Here is an 18703-nt window from a genome sequence, read left to right as displayed (position 1 = left end):
ATCATATGGGGCACTCCGGGCCGTGCGGCGACGCCGGAGACGGCCGCCCGCGCGTCGCGGACGGCCGCCCCCGGACCTCACCGATCGGAAGACGCCCTCCCCGTCACAGCACCTCGACCGCCGGGTCCGCCTCCTCGGCGGCCGGCTCGGGACGCTCGGGCAGCTCGGCGGCGAGCGCCGCCGCGGCCCGGACGAGGGGAAGCGCGAGCAGTGCCCCGGTTCCCTCACCCACATGGACGCCCTGGTCGAGCAGCGGGTTGAGCGCCATCCGGTCCAGCGCCTTCGCCTGCGCCGGCTCCCCGGACACCTGGCCCGCCAGCCACCAGTCCGGCGCCCGGAACGCCGCCCGCTGCGCCACCAGCGCACAGGCCGCGCCCACCACCCCGTCCAGCACCACCGGCATCCGCCGCACCGCGGCCTGGAGCAGGAAGCCCGTCATGGCCGCCAGGTCCGCCCCGCCGACCGCGCCGAGCAGCGCCAGCTGGTCGCCGAGGACCGGCCGGGCCCGCCGCAGCGCGTCCCGGACCGCCGCGCACTTGCGCATCCACGCCAGGTCGTCGATGCCGGCGCCGCCGCGCCCGGTCACCACCGAGGCGTCCGTCCCGCACAGCGCCGCGATCAGGGTGGCCGCCGCCGTCGTGCCGCCCACGCTCAGATCGCCAAGCACCACCAGATCGGTGCCCGAGTCGGCCTCCTCGTCGGCGAGCGCGATCCCGAGCCGGACCGCCGCCTCGGTCTCCTCCGGGGTCAGCGCGTCCTCGACGTCGATCCGGCCGCTGCCGCGCCGCACCCGGTGCCGCACCACGGCCTCCGGCAGCAGCTCCGGATCGCAGTCCAGACCCGCGTCCACCACCCGCACCGGCACGTCCATCGACCGCGCCAGCACGGCCACCGGGCTCTCCCCGTCCAGCACGGCCCGCGCCAGGAGGTGCCCGGTCCCGGCCGGCCGGCCCGACACGCCGAGCGCGGCGACGCCGTGGTCACCGGCGAAGAGGACGGCCTTCGGCTGCCCGATCGCCCGCACCCGCACCGCCGACTGGGCCGCGGAGAGCCACTCGCCCAGCTCGTCGAGGCGGCCGAGCGCGCCCGGCGGCACGACGAGCCGCTCCCGGCGCTCCTCGGCGTCGCGCCGGATCCCGCCGTCGGGGCGCTCGATCAGGTCGGAGAAGTCGTCGAGATTCAGGGGCTGCAGAGGGTCCATCGGAGGTTTCCGCCTTGTGACATCAGCGAGTTTCGGCACGGGCCATCGGGATCAGCACCCTACCCGCGCAGCACCAGCGGCTGACCGGCGACCACGACCACCACCTGCTCGCACTCGTCGGCGAAGGCCGCGTTCAGCCGCCCCAGCTCGTCCCGGAAGCGCCGCCCCGCCGCCGTCCCCGGCACCACCCCCGAACCCACCTCGTTGGTCACCGCCACCACCGTCCGCCGGGTCGCCCGCACCGCCGCCACCAGCTCCGCCGTCCGCTCCCGCAGCGCCGCACGGCCGCTCTCCTCCCACCGCGCGTCGTCCCAGGCGCCCACCCGGTCCATGGCGTCCGTCAGCCACAGCGACAGGCAGTCGACCAGCACCGCCGGACCGTCCCCGGCGAGCAGCGGCACCAGGTCGGTGGTCTCGGCGGTGCGCCAGGACGCGGGCCGCCGCTCCCGGTGCAGCCCGACCCGCTCCGCCCACTCCGCGTCCCCCTCGCGGGTGCCGCCGGTGGCCACGTACAGCACCTCGGGGAAGGTCTCCAGGCGCCGCTCGGCCTCCACCGACTTCCCCGACCGGGCCCCGCCGGTCACCAGCGTCCGGCGCGGCACCCGGGGCAGCTCGCGGTACTCGCCCGCGTACAGCACCGTCCCGTCCGGCACCGCCCGCGCCCCGGCCGCCGCCAGCCGCCGGTCCAGCTCGGCGCCGGCCGGCGCGTCGTGGTCGAGGTGGACGGCGACCACCTCGGTGTCCGGCCCCACCGCGCCGCTCGCCCGCAGCCGGGCCAGCGCCTCCGGGCGGCCCGTCACGTCCGCCGCCACCAGGTCGTACGGCCGCGGGTGGTGCTCCGGCAGCCCGGCCGGCGCCCCGCCGCGCGGCAGGTACAGCAGCCGCTCGCCCTCCGGCGAGACCACCTCGTAGCCGGTCCCGGGGGAGTCCATCGGCACCGCCCGCACCCGGTGCCCGCTGATCAGCGTCAGCTCCCGGCCGTCCGGCACCCGCCCGGCCGTCGGCAGCCCGGCCGGCAGCTCCACCGGCGGCCCGTCGTGCGGGGAGGTCAGCAGCACCTGCCGCACCCCCACCAGCGACCGCCCCGCGCGGGCCGCGGCGAGCGCCGCCCCCGGGGTGAGGTCGAGCAGCAGGGCCCCGTCCACGAGCAGCGCGGTCGCGGCCCGCGCGTGCGGGCCCCGGGAGCGCGCGCAGACGGCGCACGGGCAGTCGGGACGGGGGAGGCCGAGCGGGGCGCCGGTGCCGAGCAGAGTCAGTTCCACGTCCTGATCCTCCCGCGCCCCCGCGCGGGGTGCGCGCCCGGCTACGCTGCGGGCAGGAAACCGATCATCCCGTGAGCCCCAGGAGGCGGACATGGCGTGGACGTGGCGGTTCGAGAAGGCCGACGGCACGGAGGTCGTACCGGTGGTGACCCCGGAGGAGTTCCCCACCCAGGGAGACGCCGAGAGCTGGCTGGGCGAGCACTGGCGCGACCTCCTCGCGGGCGGCGCCGACCAGGTGGTGCTCTCCGAGGACGGGACGAAGATCTACGGCCCGATGTCGCTGGACGCGGAGGGCGCGGAGGCCTGACCGGGCGCCGCGCGGGAGGGGGCGGGGCCGCCGGGTCCCGCCCCCTCTGCCGTGCCCGGCCGGTCACATCTCGCCGAGCGTCACCCGCACCTGGTGGCTCTGGGTGCCCCGGGTGTACGTCAGGGGCACCTGGTCGCCCGGCTTCCGGGCCGCCAGGGACTCGGCGAGCGAGGTGATGGTGGTGATGTCGTCGTCCCCGAGCCGGGTGATGACGTCGCCGGCCCGCAGCCCCGCGCCGGCCGCCGCGCCGCCCGCCTCGACCTCCACCACCGCGACCCCGGCCGGCTCGTAGGAGTCGTCCAGGACGGTGCGGCCGGTGATGTCGAGGGCGGCCCTGCCCGAGTCGGTGACCTTGCCGTCCTTGATGATCTGGTCGGCGACGGTCCGCACCATCGAGGCGGGGATCGCGAAGCCGATGCCCGGCGCGGAGCCGCCGCCCAGCTGCGGGTCGGTGGCGGCCAGCGTCGGGATGCCGATGACCTTGCTGTCGAGGTCGACGAGGGCGCCGCCGCTGTTGCCGGGGTTGATGGCGGCCGAGGTCTGCACCATGTTCCCGATGGTGGCGCCGGTGCCGCCGCCGGTCCGGCCCTCGCTGACGGTGCGGCCGGTGGCGGAGACGATGCCCTGGGTGACGCTGCCGGAGAGCCCCAGCGGGGAGCCCATGGCCAGCACGATCTGCCCCATCGCGACCGCCGACGAGTCGCCGAACACGGCCGGCCTCAGCCCGCCGGGCACCGAGTCCAGCTTAAGCACCGCGAGGTCCTGCTCGGGGTAGGCGGCGACCAGCCGGGCGGCGACGGCCTGCCCGCCGGTGGCGGCGGTGACCTTGAAGGTCTTCTCCTGGCCGACCACGTGCGCGTTGGTGACGATGTGCCCCTGCCCGTCGTAGACGACGCCGGAGCCGAGGCCCTCCGCGGCGTCGATCTGCACCACGGACGGCAGGACGTTCTTGATGACGGCCTGGTAGTCGTCCTGGAGGTCGTTGGCGGCGCGGGCCGGGGCGGCCTGGGTGGACCGCTCGGGCGCGGCGGTGCCGGAGCCGTCGGAGCAGCCGGCGGTCAGCGCGGCGGCGCAGACCCCGGCGGCGAGGGGCAGGGCGAGGCGCCGGGCGCGGGAGCGGACGGGAGAGCCGTCCGGGTCCGGGGTACGGGAGACGTCCATGTCCGGAGTATCCGTTCCGCCCCCTGTGTCCGTCCCGGTGGGCACCGCCGATCAGGCGTACGGCCCCGGCCGCCCGCAGGCGGGTGTGCCGGACGGCGGACGGGGCAGGGGTACGGGCCGGGAGCAGGTGCCACGCGAAGAGGCCGGCGCGCCGCACCGGCGCACCGGCCTCCCGCCGTGCTCGTTCCCTCTTCCGGATTCAGCCCCGCACGCCGCACAGGTGCAGCAGCGCCGCCACCCGCCGGTACGGATCCGTCCGGCCCGCCCGCTCCTCGGCGGCCAGCAGCCGCTCCAGCTCCTCGGCGGCGGGCAGCCCCGCCTCCGCCGGGACGCCGTCGGTGAAGACCCGCACCCCGTACCAGGCGTCCAGCGGCGCGGCGATCCCGGCCAGCGTCGCCGTCAGCGACTCCAGCCGGTCGGCCCGCACCTTCACCCCGTCGTCGTCCTGGTAGACGTCCGACTCGAAGCCGGCCAGCGCGCCCGTCCAGTCCCCGGCGAGCCCCGGCCGCATGGCGAGGGCGTCCGCGTTCCGCACGACCAGGGAGAGCAGGCCGCCGGGGGCCAGCATCCGGGCCAGCCCCGCCAGCAGCGCGTCCGGCTCGTCGGCGTACATCAGCACCCCGTGGCACAGCACCACGTCGAAGCTGCCCGGCAGGAAGTGGACGCCGGTCTCGCGGCCGTCGCCCTCGATCAGCCGGACCCGCTCGCGGATCCCGGCGGGCTCCGTCGACAGCGACTCCCGGGCCGTCTTCAGCAGCTCGGGATCGGCCTCCAGGCCGGTCACCGTGTGCCCGGCCCGGGCGAGGCGCAGCGCCTGCGTACCGGCGCCCATCCCCGCGTCGAGGATCCGCAGCCGCTGGCCCACCGGGTAGCGGCCGGTGATCCGCTCGTCGAGCTGACGCGCGACGATCTCCTGCCGGATGGTGTCCCGGAGCCCGCCGTGACCGGTGGGCCAGTGGGCGACGGCGGGCAGCACGGGGCCGCCCGTCCCGGCGGCGTCCGCACCGAAGGCGTGCGCGCCGGAGGCCGAGCCGTCCCCGGTCAGGGTCGCTCTCCGCGCTTGACCAGCGGCTTCGGCAGCCGCAGGCGGCGCATCTGGAGCGTGCGCATCAGGCCGTAGGCGATGGCGCCGCGCTTCGGCTCGTTCGGGAAGCGGACGGCCAGCTGCTTGCGCAGCCGGATCCAGATGCCGATCGAGTCGATGATGATCATCACGATCACGCCGAGCCAGAGCAGCAGCGAGATGTTCTGGAGCCCGCGGTTCGTGTTGCCGAACAGCGAGAGCACCAGGATGACCACGGCCATCGGCAGGAAGAACTCGGCGATGGTGAAGCGCGAGTCGACGAAATCGCGCACGAATCGGCGCACCGGACCCTTGTCGCGGGCCGGGAGATAACGCTCGTCGCCGCTGTTCAGCGCCTCGCGCTGACGGGTCAGGTCGGCCCGCCGCGCCTCACGCTGGCGCTTGGCGGCCTCCTTGCGGTCGAGCGGGACGGTCTGCGCTCGGCGGCGCTGTGACTGGGCCTCACTCCGCTTCGGGGTCGGGCGGCCCTTGGGGGCCTCGGGGTCGCGGGGCTGCTTGGAGAGGTCCGCCGTCACCTTCTCGGTGGGGGCCTTCTCATCCTTCGAACGGCTACGGAACACAAAACCCAAGCGTACGGGGTGGCAGGCATGGAACCCCAGTCCGGGAGGGAACGATCCGCTCACAGCCGGCGTCGTAGCCGGTACGCACACGAGGACGCGCGGGGCCGGAAGGGGGCCGCGCCGACGGTGGCGGGGGGTCTCCCGGAGACCGCCCTACTCCTTCGGCGGGAGGGATCACCGGCACCAGTCGTCCTTGGGGAGGAGCGCATCCTGCTCCGAACAGTGCGGTAATGGAAGCAGGGCCCGTAGGGTGGATCCTGCGTAGAGCCGGTGCCGAGTCCGTCAGAAGGGGGCGCGCGAAGCCCATGAGCGGTGTCATGAAGCGTATGGGGATGATCTTCCGCGCGAAGGCGAACAAGGCCCTTGACCGGGCCGAGGACCCGCGCGAGACCCTCGACTACTCCTATCAGAAGCAGCTGGAGCTGCTGCAGAAGGTCCGCCGGGGCGTCGCCGACGTCGCGACCTCCCGCAAGCGGCTGGAGCTCCAGCTCAACCAGCTCCAGGGCCAGTCGGCCAAGCTGGAGGACCAGGGCCGCAAGGCGCTGGCGCTCGGCCGCGAGGACCTCGCCCGCGAGGCCCTCTCCCGCCGCGCCGCGCTCCAGCAGCAGGTCAGCGACCTGGAGGTGCAGCACCAGACCCTCCAGGGCGAGGAGGAGAAGCTGACCCTCGCCGCGCAGCGGCTCCAGGCCAAGGTGGACGCCTTCCGCACCCGGAAGGAGACCATCAAGGCGACCTACACGGCGGCCCAGGCGCAGACCCGGATCGCCGAGTCCTTCTCGGGCATCTCCGAGGAGATGAGCGACGTCGGCCTCGCCATCCAGCGGGCCGAGGACAAGACCGCCCAGCTCCAGGCCCGGGCCGGCGCCATCGACGAGCTCCTCGCCTCCGGCGCGCTCGACGACCAGTCGGGCCTCGCCAAGGACGACATCCAGGCCGAACTGGACCGCCTCTCCGGCGGCACCGACGTCGAGCTGGAGCTCCAGCGCATGAAGGCCGAGCTGGCGGGCGGGCCCTCCGCCCAGCAGCAGGCCATCGAGGGCGGCCAGGCCGGCGCCCCGCAGCAGAACCAGCAGCAGTCCCACCCGCGCTTCGACAAGCAGTAGGAGCGCCCGCCGACCGGCAAGGACGCGTCATGATCGTACGGATCATGGGGGAGGGCCAGCGCGAGCTGGCCGACAGCCATCTCGCCGAGCTGGACCGGCTCGACGACGAACTGCTCGGCGAGACGGAATCGGGGGACGAGGAGGGGTTCCGCCGCACGCTCGGCGCCCTCCTCGACGCCGTCCGCCGCCTCGGGACACCGCTCCCGGACGACGTGCTCGCCCCGTCGGAGCTCATCCTGCCCGCCCCCGACGCCACCCTGGCGGAGGTCCGCCGCATGCTCTCGGACGACGGCCTGATCCCGGGGCAGTGACCGGACCCGCCCCGGAGCGGGGCGGTCCGCGTCCCCGGCCGTCCCCGCCCGGCGGCCCCCTCCCGGTTGCGGCGCCCCGCCGCGTACCGTTCCCTGGTGACTCTCACCGGACCGTCCGCGCCCGTCGCGCCCGCCGCCGGGATCGCCGCACGTCTGTGCGGGCGGTTCCGGGAGCATCCGCTCGCCTCCGACGCGCTGCTGGCGCTCGGCGTGCTCGTCGCGATGATCGCGGCGTCCTTCACCGACCCGCACGGCAGCGTCACCGGACCCACCTTCGGGGACCGCACGCCGACCCCGCTCGGCACGGTGATGATGACCGCCGCCGCGCTCGCCCTGGTGCTGCGCCGCCGCAGGCCGTTCGCGGTCCTCGCGGTCACCGGCTCGCTCAGCCTCGTCGAGCTGCTCGGCGAGAACCGGCCCGCGCCGGTCACCGTCAGCGCCGTCGTCGCCCTCTACACGGTCGCCTCCCGCACCGACCGCCCCACCACCTGGCGGGTCGGCCTCGCCACCATGACCGCGCTGGCCGCCGCCGCCATGGCCTTCGGCCCCACCCCCTGGTACGCGCAGGAGAACCTCGGCGTCTTCGCCTGGACCGGCATGGCCGCCGCCGCGGGCGACGCCGTCCGCAGCCGCCGGGCCTTCGTCGACGCCATCCGGGAGCGCGCCGAGCGGGCCGAGCGGACCCGCGAGGAGGAGGCCCGCCGCCGGGTCGCCGAGGAGCGGCTGCGGATCGCCCGCGACCTCCACGACGTCGTCGCCCACCACATCGCCCTGGTCAACGTCCAGGCCGGCGTCGCCGCCCACGTCATGGACCGCCGCCCCGACCAGGCCAAGGAGGCCCTCGCGCACGTCCGCGAGGCCAGCCGCTCCGCCCTCGACGAGCTCCGCGCCACCGTCGGCCTGCTGCGTCAGTCCGGCGACCCGGAGGCCCCCACCGAACCCGTCTCCGGACTCGCCGTCCTCGACGGACTCCTCGACGGCTTCCGCAAGGCCGGCCTGCCGGTCTCGCTGGCCCGCGCCGACGGCGGCCGGCCGCTGCCGTCGGCCGTGGACCTGGCGGCGTACCGGATCGTGCAGGAGGCCCTCACCAACGTCCGCAAGCACGCCGGGCCGGGCGCCCGCGCCGAGGTCAGCGTCGTCCTGGTGGGCCGCACCGTCGAGGTCACCGTCCTCGACGACGGCTCCCCGGCCGCCGCCCCGCCCGCCGAGCCCTCCGGCGGCCACGGCCTGCTCGGCATGCGCGAGCGGGTCACCGCCCTCGGCGGCGTCCTCTCCGCCGCACCCCGCTACGGGGGCGGCTTCCGGGTGCAGGCGATACTGCCGCTGGCCCCCGGGACCGCCCGGGAGCCGGGGGAGGACTGATGACGATCCGGGTACTGCTCGCCGACGACCAGGCACTGCTGCGCAGCGCCTTCCGGGTGCTGGTCGACTCCGAGCCCGACATGGAGGTGGTCGGGGAGGCCGCCGACGGGGCCCAGGCCGCCGCCCTGGCCCGCAGCGAACGGCCCGACGTCGTCCTCATGGACATCCGGATGCCCGGCACCGACGGCCTCGCCGCCACCCGCGCCATCACCGCCGACCCGGACCTCGCCGCCGTCCGGATCGTCATGCTCACCACCTTCGAGGTCGACGAGTACGTCGTCGAGTCGCTGCGCGCCGGCGCCTCCGGCTTCCTCGGCAAGGGCGCCGAGCCCGAGGAGCTGCTCGCCGCCGTCCGGATCGCGCACGCCGGCGAGGCCCTGCTCTCCCCGGCCGCCACCAAGGGCCTGATCGCCAGCTTCCTCGCCCAGAGCGCCGCCACCGACCCGGCCGGCGCGGGCGTACGGGTGGACGCCGGCCGGCTCGCCGCCCTCACCGCCCGCGAGCGCGAGGTCCTGGTCCTGGTCGGCGGCGGCCTCTCCAACGACGAGATCGCCGACCGCCTCGACGTCAGCCCGCTCACCGTGAAGACGCACGTCAACCGCGCCATGGCCAAGCTCGGCGCCCGCGACCGGGCCCAGCTGGTGGTCACCGCGTACGAGAGCGGCCTGGTCCGGCCCCGGGGGGAGTGAGCGGCCGGGCCCGCGCGCCCGGCGCGGACGGCCCGTCCGACCGGCGTACTCCAGACGCGGTACGCGCCCCGCGGCGAACTGGAACCGGGGGGCGAGGAATTCGCTCCGGGGATGGCCGATCGTTGGGACCGGGGGGCATGCTCTGCCGCGTCTTTCGGATCTGGCTGCCGCCGCCCGCCGCCGCGTACGTCACCGGAAGAGAGACCCCATGTCCTGGCTGTCCAGATTCAGCCTCGCGCAACGGGCCCTGATCGGCCTGACCTCCCTCATCGCGATCGTCTTCGGACTGATCGCGATACCCCAGCTGAAGCAGCAGCTGTTCCCCTCGATCGAGCTCCCGATGGTCTCGATCATCGCCCCGTACCAGGGCGCCTCGCCCGACGTGGTGGAGAAGCAGGTCGTCGAGCCGCTGGAGAACAACCTCAAGGCCGTCGACGGCCTGAAGGGGATCACCTCCACCGCCTCCGAGGGCAGCGCCGTCATCATGGCCTCCTTCGACTACGGCGACGAGTCCACCAAGCAGCTCGTCGCCGACGTCCAGCAGGCCGTCAACCGGGCCCGCGCGATGCTGCCGGACACGGTCGACCCGCAGGTGGTGGCCGGTTCCACCGACGACATCCCGACCGTCGTCCTCGCCGCCACCTCCGGCCAGGACCAGCAGGCGCTGGCCGACCGGCTGGAGCGGACCGTGGTGCCCGCCCTGGAGGACATCGACGGCGTCGGCCAGGTCAGCGTGGACGGCGTCCAGGCCCTCCAGGTCTCCGTCACCCCCGACGCGGGCAAGCTCGCCGCGGCCGGTCTGAACCCGATGACCCTCGCCCAGGCGATCCAGGCCGGCGGCGGCACCATGCCCGCCGGCTCCTTCACCGAGGCGGGCAAGAGCCGCACCGTCCAGGTCGGCGGCGGCTACACCTCGCTCCGGCAGATCCAGGACCTGCGGGTCAGGGCGCCCCAGGGCGGCAAGGCGGTCCGGCTCGCCGACGTCGCCGAGGTGAAGCAGGAGGAGTCCGTCCGGACCTCCCTGACCCGCACCAACGGCAAGCCCAGCCTCGCCGTGCTGGCCACCATGGACAAGGACGGCAGCGCCGTCGCGATCTCCGAGGCCGTCGAGAAGAAGCTCCCCGGGCTGCGCGAGCAGCTGGGCGCGGGCGCCGAGCTGACCGTGGTCTCCGACCAGGGCCCGGCCGTCGCCAAGTCGATCTCCGGCCTCACCACCGAGGGCGCCCTCGGCCTGGTCATGGCCGTCCTGGTGATCCTGGTCTTCCTCGCCTCGATCCGCTCCACCCTGGTCACCGCGGTCTCCATCCCGCTCTCGGTCGTCCTCGCGCTGATCGTGCTGTGGACCCGCGACCTGTCGCTGAACGTGCTGACGCTCGGCGCGCTCACCATCGCCATCGGCCGTGTCGTCGACGACTCGATCGTGGTCCTGGAGAACATCAAGCGGCACCTCGGCTACGGCGAGGACCGCCAGTCCGCGATCGTCACCGCCGTGAAGGAGGTGGCCGGCGCGGTCACCTCGTCCACGCTCACCACGGTCGCCGTCTTCCTGCCGATCGGCCTGGTCGGCGGCATGGTCGGCGAGCTGTTCGGCTCCTTCAGCCTCACCGTGACGGCCGCCCTGCTGGCCTCGCTGCTGGTCTCCCTGACGGTCGTGCCGGTGCTCTCGTACTGGTTCCTGCGCGCCCCCAAGGGCACCTCCGAGGACCCGGACGAGGCCCGCAGGGCCGCCGAGGAGAAGGAGGCCAGGAGCCGCCTCCAGCGCGCGTACGTGCCGGTGCTGCGGTTCGCCACCCGGCGCCGCCTCACCAGCGTGGCCATCGCCCTCGTCGTCCTGGTCGTCACCTTCGGCATGGCGCCGCTGATGAAGACCAACTTCTTCGACCAGGGCGAGCAGCAGGTCCTGACGGTCAAGCAGAAGCTGGCGCCGGGCACCGGCCTGAGCGCCTCCGACGAGGCCGCGAAGAAGATCGAGAAGGTCCTCGCGGAGACCGAGGGCGTCAAGGACTACCAGGTCACCGTCGGCTCCTCCGGCTTCATGGCGGCCTTCGGCGGCGGCACCGGCGCCAACCAGGCGTCCTTCCAGGTCACCCTGGACGAGTCCGCCTCGTACGAGAAGACCCGCGCCGCCGTCGAGGCGGGGCTGGCGAAGCTCGACGGCATCGGCGACACCTCGCTCGCGGCCGGTGCGGGCTTCGGCGGCCAGGACCTCAGCGTCGTCGTCAAGGCGGGCGACCGCGAGCTGCTCCGGAAGGCGTCCGAGCAGGTCGAGAAGGCCGTCGCGGAGCTGAAGGACGTCACCGACGTCCGCAGCGACCTCTCCCAGTCCGTCCCCCGGATCTCGGTGAAGCCGAACGAGAAGGCGGCCGACGCCGGTTTCGACGCCACCACCCTCGGCATGGCCGTCTCCCAGGCCGTCCGCGGCACCCCGGCGGGCAAGGCCACCCTGGACGACACCCAGCGGGACGTCCTCGTCACCTCGGCGACCCCGGCGACCACCCTGGACCAGCTGAAGGCGCTGCCGCTCGGCCCGGTGAAGCTCGGTGACATCGCCACCGTGGAGCTCGTGCCCGGCCCGGTCTCGATGACCCGGATCGACGGCGCCCGCGCGGCGACGGTCACCGCCCGGCCGACCACGGACAACACCGGCGCCGTGGGCACCGCGCTCCAGTCGAAGATCGCGGCCCTGGACCTGCCGGAGGGCGCCTCCGCCTCCGTCGGCGGCGTCTCCGAGGACCAGAACGAGGCGTTCCTCAACCTCTTCCTGGCGATGCTCGCCGCCGTGGCGATCGTCTTCATGCTGCTGGTCGCGACCTTCCGGTCGCTGATCCAGCCGCTGATCCTGCTGGTCTCGGTGCCGTTCGCGGCCACCGGCGCGCTGGGCCTGCTCATCGCCACCGGCACCCCGATGGGCGTCCCTGCGATGATCGGCATGCTGATGCTCATCGGCATCGTCGTCACCAACGCGATCGTCCTGATCGACCTGATCAACCAGTACCGGGCCCAGGGGTACGGGGTCGTCGACGCGGTGGTCGAGGGCGGCCGGCACCGGCTCCGCCCGATCCTGATGACCGCCCTGGCGACGATCTTCGCCCTGCTGCCGATGGCCCTCGGCATCACCGGCGAGGGCGGCTTCATCGCCCAGCCGCTCGCCGTGGTGGTGATCGGCGGTCTGATCACCTCCACCCTGCTGACCCTGCTCCTCGTCCCGACGCTCTACGCGATGGTGGAGCTCCGCAAGGAGCGCCGCGCCGCTAAGCGGGCGGCGAAGCGGGCGGCGAAGGACGGCACCGCGCCCGTCCCGCCGCGGCAGAAGGAACCGGCCGGCGCCTGAGGCACGCGAAGGGGCGCCCCCGCTCTGCGCGGGGGCGCCCCTTCGGCGTTCGTCCGTACGGCTCCGGGAGCCGCCGGGAGGTCCCGGGGACCGTTACGGCAGTGCGAGCATCCGCTCCAGCGCCAGCTTGGCGTACGTCTCGGTCTCCTTGTCGACCTCGATCCGGTTGACCAGGTTGCCCTCGGCCAGCGACTCCAGCGTCCACACCAGGTGCGGCAGGTCGATCCGGTTCATGGTCGAGCAGAAGCAGACCGTCTTGTCGAGGAAGACGATCTCCTTGCCCTCGGGAGCGAAACGATTCGCCAGGCGGCGGACCAGGTTCAGCTCCGTACCGATCGCCCACTTCGAGCCGGCCGGGGCCGCCTCCAGGGCCTTGATGATGTACTCCGTCGAGCCGACGTGGTCGGCGGCGGCCACCACCTCGTGCTTGCACTCCGGGTGGACCAGCACGTTCACCCCGGGGATCCGGGCGCGCACGTCCTCGACCGACTCCAGCGAGAAGCGGCCGTGCACCGAGCAGTGGCCCCGCCACAGGATCATCTTCGCGGCGCGCAGCTCCTCGGCGGTCAGACCGCCGTTCGGCTTGTGCGGGTTGTAGACGACGCAGTCCTCCAGGGACATGCCCAGGTCGCGGACGGCGGTGTTGCGGCCGAGGTGCTGGTCGGGGAGGAAGAGCACCTTCTCGCCCTGCTCGAAGGCCCAGTTCAGGGCCCGCTCGGCGTTGGACGAGGTGCAGATGGTGCCGCCGTGCCGGCCGGTGAAGGCCTTGATGTCGGCCGAGGAGTTCATGTACGAGACGGGCACCACCGTGTCGGCGATCCCGGCCTCGGTCAGCACGTCCCAGCACTCGGCGACCTGCTCGGCGGTGGCCATGTCGGCCATCGAGCAGCCGGCCGCGAGGTCCGGCAGGACGACCTTCTGGTCGTCGCCGGTGAGGATGTCCGCCGACTCGGCCATGAAGTGGACGCCGCAGAAGACGATGTACTCGGCCTCCGGGCGGGCGGCGGCGTCACGGGCCAGCTTGAAGGAGTCGCCGGTGACGTCGGCGAACTGGATGACCTCGTCCCGCTGGTAGTGGTGGCCGAGGACGAAGACCTTCTCCCCGAGCTTCTCCTTGGCCGCGCGGGCGCGCTCCACCAGGTCGGGGTCGGAGGGCGACGGCAGGTCGCCGGGGCACTCCACGCCGCGCTCGCTCTTGGGGTCGGCCTCGCGGCCGAGCAGCAGCAGGGCGAGCGGCGTCGGCTGGACGTCCAGGGGGGTCTGGGCGGTGGTCACGTCACGCACCCTTTCTTCGGGGGGTCTCCGGAGAGCCTTCTCGTCTAAATGACGCTATCTATGATAACCGCTTCACGTCATTCTGACGATGTCCATAGTGTCGATGTGACGAATTCGCGCTCCGCACGGCTGGACAGGGTGTGCGAGCATGAAGGAGGGAAATCCCACCCGACCCGGAATGAATCCGGGGCACCGCCGGTTTCCACCGTCGGCAAGCAGTCTCCGAACAACCCGGGAGAGATGTAGATGTCCGTATCGGACGAGACCAGCACCGCCACCGACGGCATCCTTCTGAGCGACGCCGCCGCGGCCAAGGTCAAGGCCCTGCTCGACCAGGAAGGCCGTGACGACCTCGCGCTGCGCGTCGCCGTCCAGCCCGGCGGCTGCTCCGGCCTGCGCTACCAGCTGTTCTTCGACGAGCGCTCGCTCGACGGCGACGTCGTCAAGGACTTCGGCGGCGTCAAGGTCGTCACCGACCGCATGAGCGCCCCCTACCTCGGCGGCGCCTCGATCGACTTCGTCGACACCATCGAGAAGCAGGGCTTCACGATCGACAACCCGAACGCCACCGGCTCCTGCGCCTGCGGCGACTCGTTCAGCTAGGGAACACCCGGCGGGTCAGGACCGGACGCCCGGTCGTGATCTGCCGGACACCCCCTGGGGGCGTCGCCGGGCGATGACGAGGGCGGTGGCCCGGGAGACCGACCTCCCGGGCCACCGCCCCCGCCCTTTCCCGGCCCCTCACCGCCTCGGCACGGGCCGCCCGCTCGCCTCGTCGAGCACGGGGCGGTCGCCCAGCGGGGCCTTCAGCACCACCTCCGCGGTGATCTCCTTCGCGAGCGCCACGCACACCGCGTCCGGATCGCTCCGCTCGTCGATCCGCACCCGCACCCGCCCCGGCTCCTCGGAGGTGTGCGCCGTGTACGTCGAGCACACCCCGCCCCAGAAGACCAGCGACACCGTCCGCCCGTCGGCGGCCACCGCGTACGACGTGATCCGCGGCGCCACCGGAGCCGTACCGTCGGCCGCGGGCGGCTCGGGGGCCCGCGTGGCCGCCGGCGGCAGGTTCTCCTCCACCAGCGCCGGCGAGGTCACCGTGTACGGCGCCGCGTCCGCCGGATCGGCCGTGAACAGCCACGACGGCACCAGCAGCCGGCCCTCCGCCGAGTCCCGCGCCGCCAGGCCGAGGACCGCCCCGGTCACCGGCACCTCCAGCGGCTTCACCGGCGTGCCCACCCCGAAGCACGGCGAGCCCTCCCCGGGCTTTCGCGCGGTGCCCGGCTCGGCCGCCGGCGGGTCCGTCGCGCAGTCGGTGACCCGGTCGGCGATCCGGCCCCGCGAGGTCTCGTTCAGCCGGGCCAGCGCCCGCTCCGCCGGCACCAGCCGGGCCGTCTCGCCCCGCACCGGCTCCTTCAGCGTCCCGCTGCCCGCCACCGGCCGCCCGTCCGGACCGATGTGCAGCCCCGTCGCCCAGCCGTACGTCGGCAGCCCGTCCACCACCGGATCGGCGTTCACCACCCGCACCGAACCGTTCAGCACCTGGCCCGCAGACACCTTCGCGTCCTCCTGGCCCAGCGCCTTCAGCACCGGCGCCGCCGCGGCCCGCGCCGCCGCCTCGCTCACCGGGCCGCCCGCCGGGGGCCTCGCCTCGCCCGGCGGCGGACACGCCTTCCCCTTCAGGCAGGTGTCGCCCGCGGGACCGCCGTCGTACCAGGAGAAGGACCAGTCGCCCGGCGCCCGCACCGACACGTCGAGCCGGGGCCCGCGCCCGTCCTTCTCCGGCCGGATCGTCCACACGTCCCCGACCCGCACCGGCGTCCGCCCGCCGAGCCCCAGGACCCCGGCCAGCCCGGCCACCTCCTGAGAGGTGACCAGGCCCTTCGGCCGGTGGACAGCGGCCGACGAAGGCCCCTGGGGGAGTGGGCCCTCGGCTCTGTAGACCGTCCCCCGGGCACCGCCCGGGTCCGGTTCGCCCGGCGCGATCCCCGCGCCCGGCGCCGTACCTCCGCTCCCGCCCCCGAGCTCCGGGGACGGTGCCGCGGGCGCGCCCGCGGCCCGGGACGCCGTACCGTCGCCGTCCCCGCCGCCGGAGGCCGAGGCGGTCAGGTACACCCCGCCGCCCCCGGCCAGCAGCACACCCGCCGCCACCGTGGCGACGAGCGCGGTCCGCCGCCCGCGCCCGCTCTCCGTACCGCTCACCGCAACGCTCCCTCGTGTCGTCCCCGTGCCGATCGGACACGGGTGGGACGGGGCGGGGGCGCGGACGGTTCCGTCCCGTCAGCCGCCGTACGCGCTGGCCGCGATCAGCCGCGCCGAGGCGTCCGGCACCACCACGCCGTGGATCGCCGCCGGAGAGACCGGCGCGGGCGCCGGATCCGCCGGAACCACCCAGTGCGGGGCCATCCGCTCACCGGCGCCGAGCAGCTCGGCCAGGCTCGGGTCGGAGTCGTGTCGCTCGGGAGAAACGGGGTACGTGGTCATGGGCGCACCGTATGCACCCCGCGCCCCCGGGGAAAAGACCTACTCTGGGGTAGTTTCCACTGTTCGGCAGCGGGTCCGGCACCGGGTAGCGTGGATTGTCATCACCCTCCAGCCGCAGGAGCGCCCAGCCGTGCGTATCGCAGTCACCGGCTCCATCGCCACCGACCACCTCATGACCTTCCCCGGCCGGTTCGCCGACCAGCTCGTGGCCGACCAGCTCCACACGGTGTCGCTGTCCTTCCTCGTGGACAACCTCGACGTCCGCCGCGGCGGCGTCGGCCCCAACATCTGCTTCGGCATGGGCCAGCTCGGCGGCAGCCCGATCCTCGTCGGCGCCGCGGGCTACGACTTCGACGAGTACCGCGCCTGGCTCGACCGGCACGGCGTCGACACCGCGTCCGTCCGCATCTCCGAGGTCCTGCACACCGCGCGCTTCGTCTGCACCACGGACAAGGACCACAACCAGATCGGGTCCTTCTACACCGGCGCCATGAGCGAGGCCCGCCTCATCGAGCTCAAGGCCGTCGCCGACCGCGTCGGCGGCCTCGACCTGGTCCTCATCGGCGCCGACGACCCCGAGGCGATGCTCCGGCACACCGAGGAGTGCAAGACCCGGTCCATCCCGTTCGCGGCCGACTTCTCCCAGCAGATCGCCCGCATGGACGGCGAGGAGATCCGCACTCTCCTCGAAGGCGCCACCTACCTCTTCTCCAACGAGTACGAGAAGGGCCTCATCGAGTCCAAGACCGGCTGGACCGACGAGCAGATCCTGTCCCGCGTCGGCCACCGCGTCACCACCCTCGGCTCGCGCGGCGTCCGCATCGAGCGCGTCGGCGAGCCCGTCGTCGAGGTCGCCTGCCCGGAGGAGGAGGCCAAGGTCGACCCCACCGGCGTCGGCGACGCCTTCCGCGCGGGCTTCCTCACGGGCCTCTCCTGGGGCGTCGGGCACGAGCGGGCGGCGCAGGTCGGCTGCATGCTCGCGACGCTGGTCATCGAGACGCTCGGCACGCAGGAGTACACGCTGCGGCGCGCCAACTTCATGGACCGCTTCACCAAGGCCTACGGCGAGGAAGCCGCCGCGGCCGTCCGCCCCCACCTCGTCTGACGGGACCGCGCCCGGCCCCCGCGCACCCCGCGCGGGACGGCCGGGCCCGGGCCCGGCCCCGGCGCGGTCAGGAGGTGCGGCGGACGGTGTACGTGTGGGGCGGGGCCTCGCCCACGTACTCCTGGCCCCGCATCTCGCACCACGCCGGGATGTCCAGCCGGGCCGCCGCGTCGTCCGCCAGGACCACCACCGTCCCCCCCACCCGCACCGTCCCGATGACCTTCGCGAGTTCGATCACGGGCAGCGGGCACCGCTTGCCGAGCGCGTCGACCACGACCTCGTCGACGGGGGCGGCGGCGGGGGCGGGGGCGGCGCCGAGCCGGTCGCGGGCCGCCGCGACGACGCCGGGCAGGACGGCGAGGAAGCGGTCCACGTCGGCCTCCTCCGTACCGTCGGGGAGCGAGATCCGGACGTTGCCCTCGCTCAGGACGCCCATGGCACGCAGCACGTGGCTGGGCGTCAGCGTCGAGCTGGTGCACGAAGAACCGGACGAAACGGAGAAGCCCTCCCGGTCCAGTGCCGACAGCAGCGTCTCCCCGTCGACGTACAGGCAGGAGAAGGTGACGAGGTGGGGGAGGCGCCGCACCGGGTCGCCCACCACCTCCACGTCGGGCACGAGCTCCGGGACCCGGGTCCTGATCCGGTCCACGAGGGCCCGCAGCCGGGCGTCCTCGGCCGCGGCCCCGGCCCGCACCGCCCGCAGCGAGGCCGCCGCGGCGACGATGGCGGGGAGGTTCTCGAAGCCGGGGGCCCGCCCCGACTCCCGCTCGTCGGAGGGGCCTTGCGGGGCGAACCGGACGCCCTTGCGCACGGCCAGCAGCCCGACGCCCGCCGGTCCGCCCCACTTGTGCGCGCTCGCCGCCAGCAGCGACCAGCCCTCCGGCACCGGCCCCCGGCCGAGCGACTGGGCCGCGTCGACGAGGAGCGGGACCCCGGCCGCCCGGCAGGCCGCCGCGACCTCGGCCACCGGCTGCTCGGTGCCGACCTCGTGGTTGGCCGTCTGGAGACAGGCGAGCGCGGTGCCCTCGCCGAGCGCCGCCGCGAAGACGGCCGGGTCCACGGCGCCGGTCCGGCCGACCGGGACCTCCACCAGCTCCCCGCCCGCCGCGGCGTGCGCCTCGCCCGCGTGGAGCACGGAGGAGTGCTCGACGGCGGAGACGACGAGCCGCCGCCCCACCCGCCGCCGGCCGGCGAGCGCGCCCGACACGCCCGAGTGGACGGCGCGTGTCCCCGAAGGAGTGAAGACGAGTTCGTCGGGGCGGCAGCCGACGGCCTCCGCCGCGGCCTCCCGCGCCGCGTCGAGCAGCAGCCGGGCCCGGCGCCCCTCCCGGTAGAGCCGGGCCGGGTCGGCCCACCCCTCGTCCAGGGCGGCGAGGAGCGCCTGACGGGCGACGGGGTGCAGGGGAGCGGCGGACGCTGCGTCGAAGTACGGCATCCGCCCACGGTAGGCCCCGGCCCCTCCCGCCCGGCC

Annotated in this window: 17 protein-coding genes; 8 read left to right on the top strand and 9 right to left on the bottom strand. The window is 74.5% G+C overall.

From position 1 onward, the window contains the following. Window positions 1-103: 103 nt before the first annotated feature. Together cobT and IE219_RS14685 are read right to left on the bottom strand one after the other, a co-directional pair. Window positions 104-1183 (bottom strand): nicotinate-nucleotide--dimethylbenzimidazole phosphoribosyltransferase, encoded by a 1080-nt coding sequence (gene cobT / locus IE219_RS14690; RefSeq protein WP_189977337.1) that lies wholly within the window; start codon window positions 1181-1183, stop codon window positions 104-106. A 77-nt stretch (window positions 1184-1260) separates the two neighbouring features. Further along, window positions 1261-2463: a bifunctional adenosylcobinamide kinase/adenosylcobinamide-phosphate guanylyltransferase gene (locus tag IE219_RS14685; RefSeq protein ID WP_189977247.1), complete on the bottom strand. Its 1203-nt coding sequence runs from the start codon at window positions 2461-2463 to the stop codon at window positions 1261-1263. Between the two features lie 91 nt (window positions 2464-2554). On the opposite strand from IE219_RS14685, the gene IE219_RS14680 reads away from it, so the two are divergent. Then, window positions 2555-2770, top strand: a complete 216-nt coding sequence (locus IE219_RS14680) for a hypothetical protein (RefSeq protein WP_189977246.1) — start codon at window positions 2555-2557, stop codon at window positions 2768-2770. Between the two features lie 63 nt (window positions 2771-2833). Here the strand turns inward: IE219_RS14680 and IE219_RS14675 are convergent, their stop codons facing one another. The 3 genes from IE219_RS14675 to IE219_RS14665 all read right to left on the bottom strand — a co-directional run bounded on the left by IE219_RS14675 (window position 2834) and on the right by IE219_RS14665 (window position 5575). Then, window positions 2834-3931, bottom strand: coding sequence for a S1C family serine protease (locus tag IE219_RS14675; RefSeq protein WP_189977245.1), 1098 nt, complete (start codon window positions 3929-3931; stop codon window positions 2834-2836). 199 nt (window positions 3932-4130) lie between these two features. Then, window positions 4131-4907, bottom strand: coding sequence for a class I SAM-dependent methyltransferase (locus tag IE219_RS14670; RefSeq protein WP_189977244.1), 777 nt, complete (start codon window positions 4905-4907; stop codon window positions 4131-4133). A gap of 65 nt (window positions 4908-4972) precedes the next feature. Next, the gene (locus IE219_RS14665) at window positions 4973-5575 is read right to left on the bottom strand and encodes a DUF3043 domain-containing protein (RefSeq protein ID WP_189977243.1); all 603 of its coding nucleotides are present in this window, start codon (window positions 5573-5575) and stop codon (window positions 4973-4975) included. Between the two features lie 305 nt (window positions 5576-5880). Here IE219_RS14665 and IE219_RS14660 point away from each other — a divergent pair, with 305 nt between their 5' ends. From IE219_RS14660 to IE219_RS14640, 5 genes are all read left to right on the top strand, one after another. Further along, window positions 5881-6678: a PspA/IM30 family protein gene (locus IE219_RS14660; RefSeq protein ID WP_189977242.1), complete on the top strand. Its 798-nt coding sequence runs from the start codon at window positions 5881-5883 to the stop codon at window positions 6676-6678. A gap of 29 nt (window positions 6679-6707) precedes the next feature. Further along, window positions 6708-6989 carry a PspA-associated protein PspAA gene (gene pspAA / locus IE219_RS14655; RefSeq protein WP_189977241.1) on the top strand — a complete coding sequence of 94 codons (282 nt, stop codon included), beginning with the start codon at window positions 6708-6710 and terminating at the stop codon, window positions 6987-6989. A 141-nt stretch (window positions 6990-7130) separates the two neighbouring features. Then, entirely contained in the window at window positions 7131-8351 is a 1221-nt protein-coding gene (locus IE219_RS14650; RefSeq protein WP_229849764.1) for a sensor histidine kinase, read from the top strand. Then, on the top strand, window positions 8351-9040 hold the full coding sequence (locus tag IE219_RS14645) for a response regulator (RefSeq protein WP_189977240.1): 690 nt from the start codon (window positions 8351-8353) through the stop codon (window positions 9038-9040). The genes IE219_RS14650 and IE219_RS14645 overlap by 1 nt, the downstream gene beginning before the upstream one ends. Before the next feature lie 208 nt (window positions 9041-9248). Continuing rightward, window positions 9249-12371: an efflux RND transporter permease subunit gene (locus tag IE219_RS14640; protein WP_189977238.1), complete on the top strand. Its 3123-nt coding sequence runs from the start codon at window positions 9249-9251 to the stop codon at window positions 12369-12371. A gap of 93 nt (window positions 12372-12464) precedes the next feature. Here IE219_RS14640 and nadA read toward each other — a convergent pair whose 3' ends face one another. Further along, window positions 12465-13646 carry a quinolinate synthase NadA gene (gene nadA, locus IE219_RS14635; RefSeq protein WP_189977236.1) on the bottom strand — a complete coding sequence of 394 codons (1182 nt, stop codon included), beginning with the start codon at window positions 13644-13646 and terminating at the stop codon, window positions 12465-12467. Window positions 13647-13892: 246 nt separating this feature from the next. On the opposite strand from nadA, the gene IE219_RS14630 reads away from it, so the two are divergent. Then, on the top strand, window positions 13893-14249 hold the full coding sequence (locus IE219_RS14630; RefSeq protein WP_189977234.1) for an iron-sulfur cluster assembly accessory protein: 357 nt from the start codon (window positions 13893-13895) through the stop codon (window positions 14247-14249). Between the two features lie 138 nt (window positions 14250-14387). Here IE219_RS14630 and IE219_RS14625 read toward each other — a convergent pair whose 3' ends face one another. Both IE219_RS14625 and IE219_RS14620 read right to left on the bottom strand, forming a co-directional pair. Continuing rightward, window positions 14388-15845: a hypothetical protein gene (locus tag IE219_RS14625; RefSeq protein WP_189977232.1), complete on the bottom strand. Its 1458-nt coding sequence runs from the start codon at window positions 15843-15845 to the stop codon at window positions 14388-14390. 78 nt (window positions 15846-15923) lie between these two features. Further along, window positions 15924-16127: a hypothetical protein gene (locus IE219_RS14620; RefSeq protein ID WP_189977230.1), complete on the bottom strand. Its 204-nt coding sequence runs from the start codon at window positions 16125-16127 to the stop codon at window positions 15924-15926. A 130-nt stretch (window positions 16128-16257) separates the two neighbouring features. On the opposite strand from IE219_RS14620, the gene IE219_RS14615 reads away from it, so the two are divergent. After that, entirely contained in the window at window positions 16258-17232 is a 975-nt protein-coding gene (locus IE219_RS14615; RefSeq protein WP_189977228.1) for a carbohydrate kinase family protein, read from the top strand. 67 nt (window positions 17233-17299) lie between these two features. Here IE219_RS14615 and IE219_RS14610 read toward each other — a convergent pair whose 3' ends face one another. Further along, the gene (locus tag IE219_RS14610; RefSeq protein ID WP_189977226.1) at window positions 17300-18667 is read right to left on the bottom strand and encodes a cysteine desulfurase/sulfurtransferase TusA family protein; all 1368 of its coding nucleotides are present in this window, start codon (window positions 18665-18667) and stop codon (window positions 17300-17302) included. Window positions 18668-18703 lie beyond the last annotated feature (36 nt).

Origin of the sequence: Streptomyces termitum (assembly GCF_014650175.1) — a bacterium.
GTDB classification, from domain to species: Bacteria; Actinomycetota; Actinomycetes; order Streptomycetales; family Streptomycetaceae; genus Streptomyces; species Streptomyces termitum.
Note: the sequence above shows the minus strand (reverse complement) of the source record. Positions and strands in the feature narration are given on the sequence as shown.

Coding starts and splice junctions, on each gene's coding strand:
- IE219_RS14640 (WP_189977238.1), top strand. CDS start 9,249: ATGTCCTGGCTGTCCAGATTCAGCCTCGCGCAACGGGCCCTGATCGGC.
- IE219_RS14680 (WP_189977246.1), top strand. CDS start 2,555: ATGGCGTGGACGTGGCGGTTCGAGAAGGCCGACGGCACGGAGGTCGTA.
- IE219_RS14645 (WP_189977240.1), top strand. CDS start 8,351: ATGACGATCCGGGTACTGCTCGCCGACGACCAGGCACTGCTGCGCAGC.
- IE219_RS14620 (WP_189977230.1), bottom strand. CDS start 16,127: ATGACCACGTACCCCGTTTCTCCCGAGCGACACGACTCCGACCCGAGC.
- pspAA (WP_189977241.1), top strand. CDS start 6,708: ATGATCGTACGGATCATGGGGGAGGGCCAGCGCGAGCTGGCCGACAGC.
- IE219_RS14675 (WP_189977245.1), bottom strand. CDS start 3,931: ATGGACGTCTCCCGTACCCCGGACCCGGACGGCTCTCCCGTCCGCTCC.
- IE219_RS14610 (WP_189977226.1), bottom strand. CDS start 18,667: ATGCCGTACTTCGACGCAGCGTCCGCCGCTCCCCTGCACCCCGTCGCC.
- IE219_RS14630 (WP_189977234.1), top strand. CDS start 13,893: ATGTCCGTATCGGACGAGACCAGCACCGCCACCGACGGCATCCTTCTG.
- IE219_RS14660 (WP_189977242.1), top strand. CDS start 5,881: ATGAGCGGTGTCATGAAGCGTATGGGGATGATCTTCCGCGCGAAGGCG.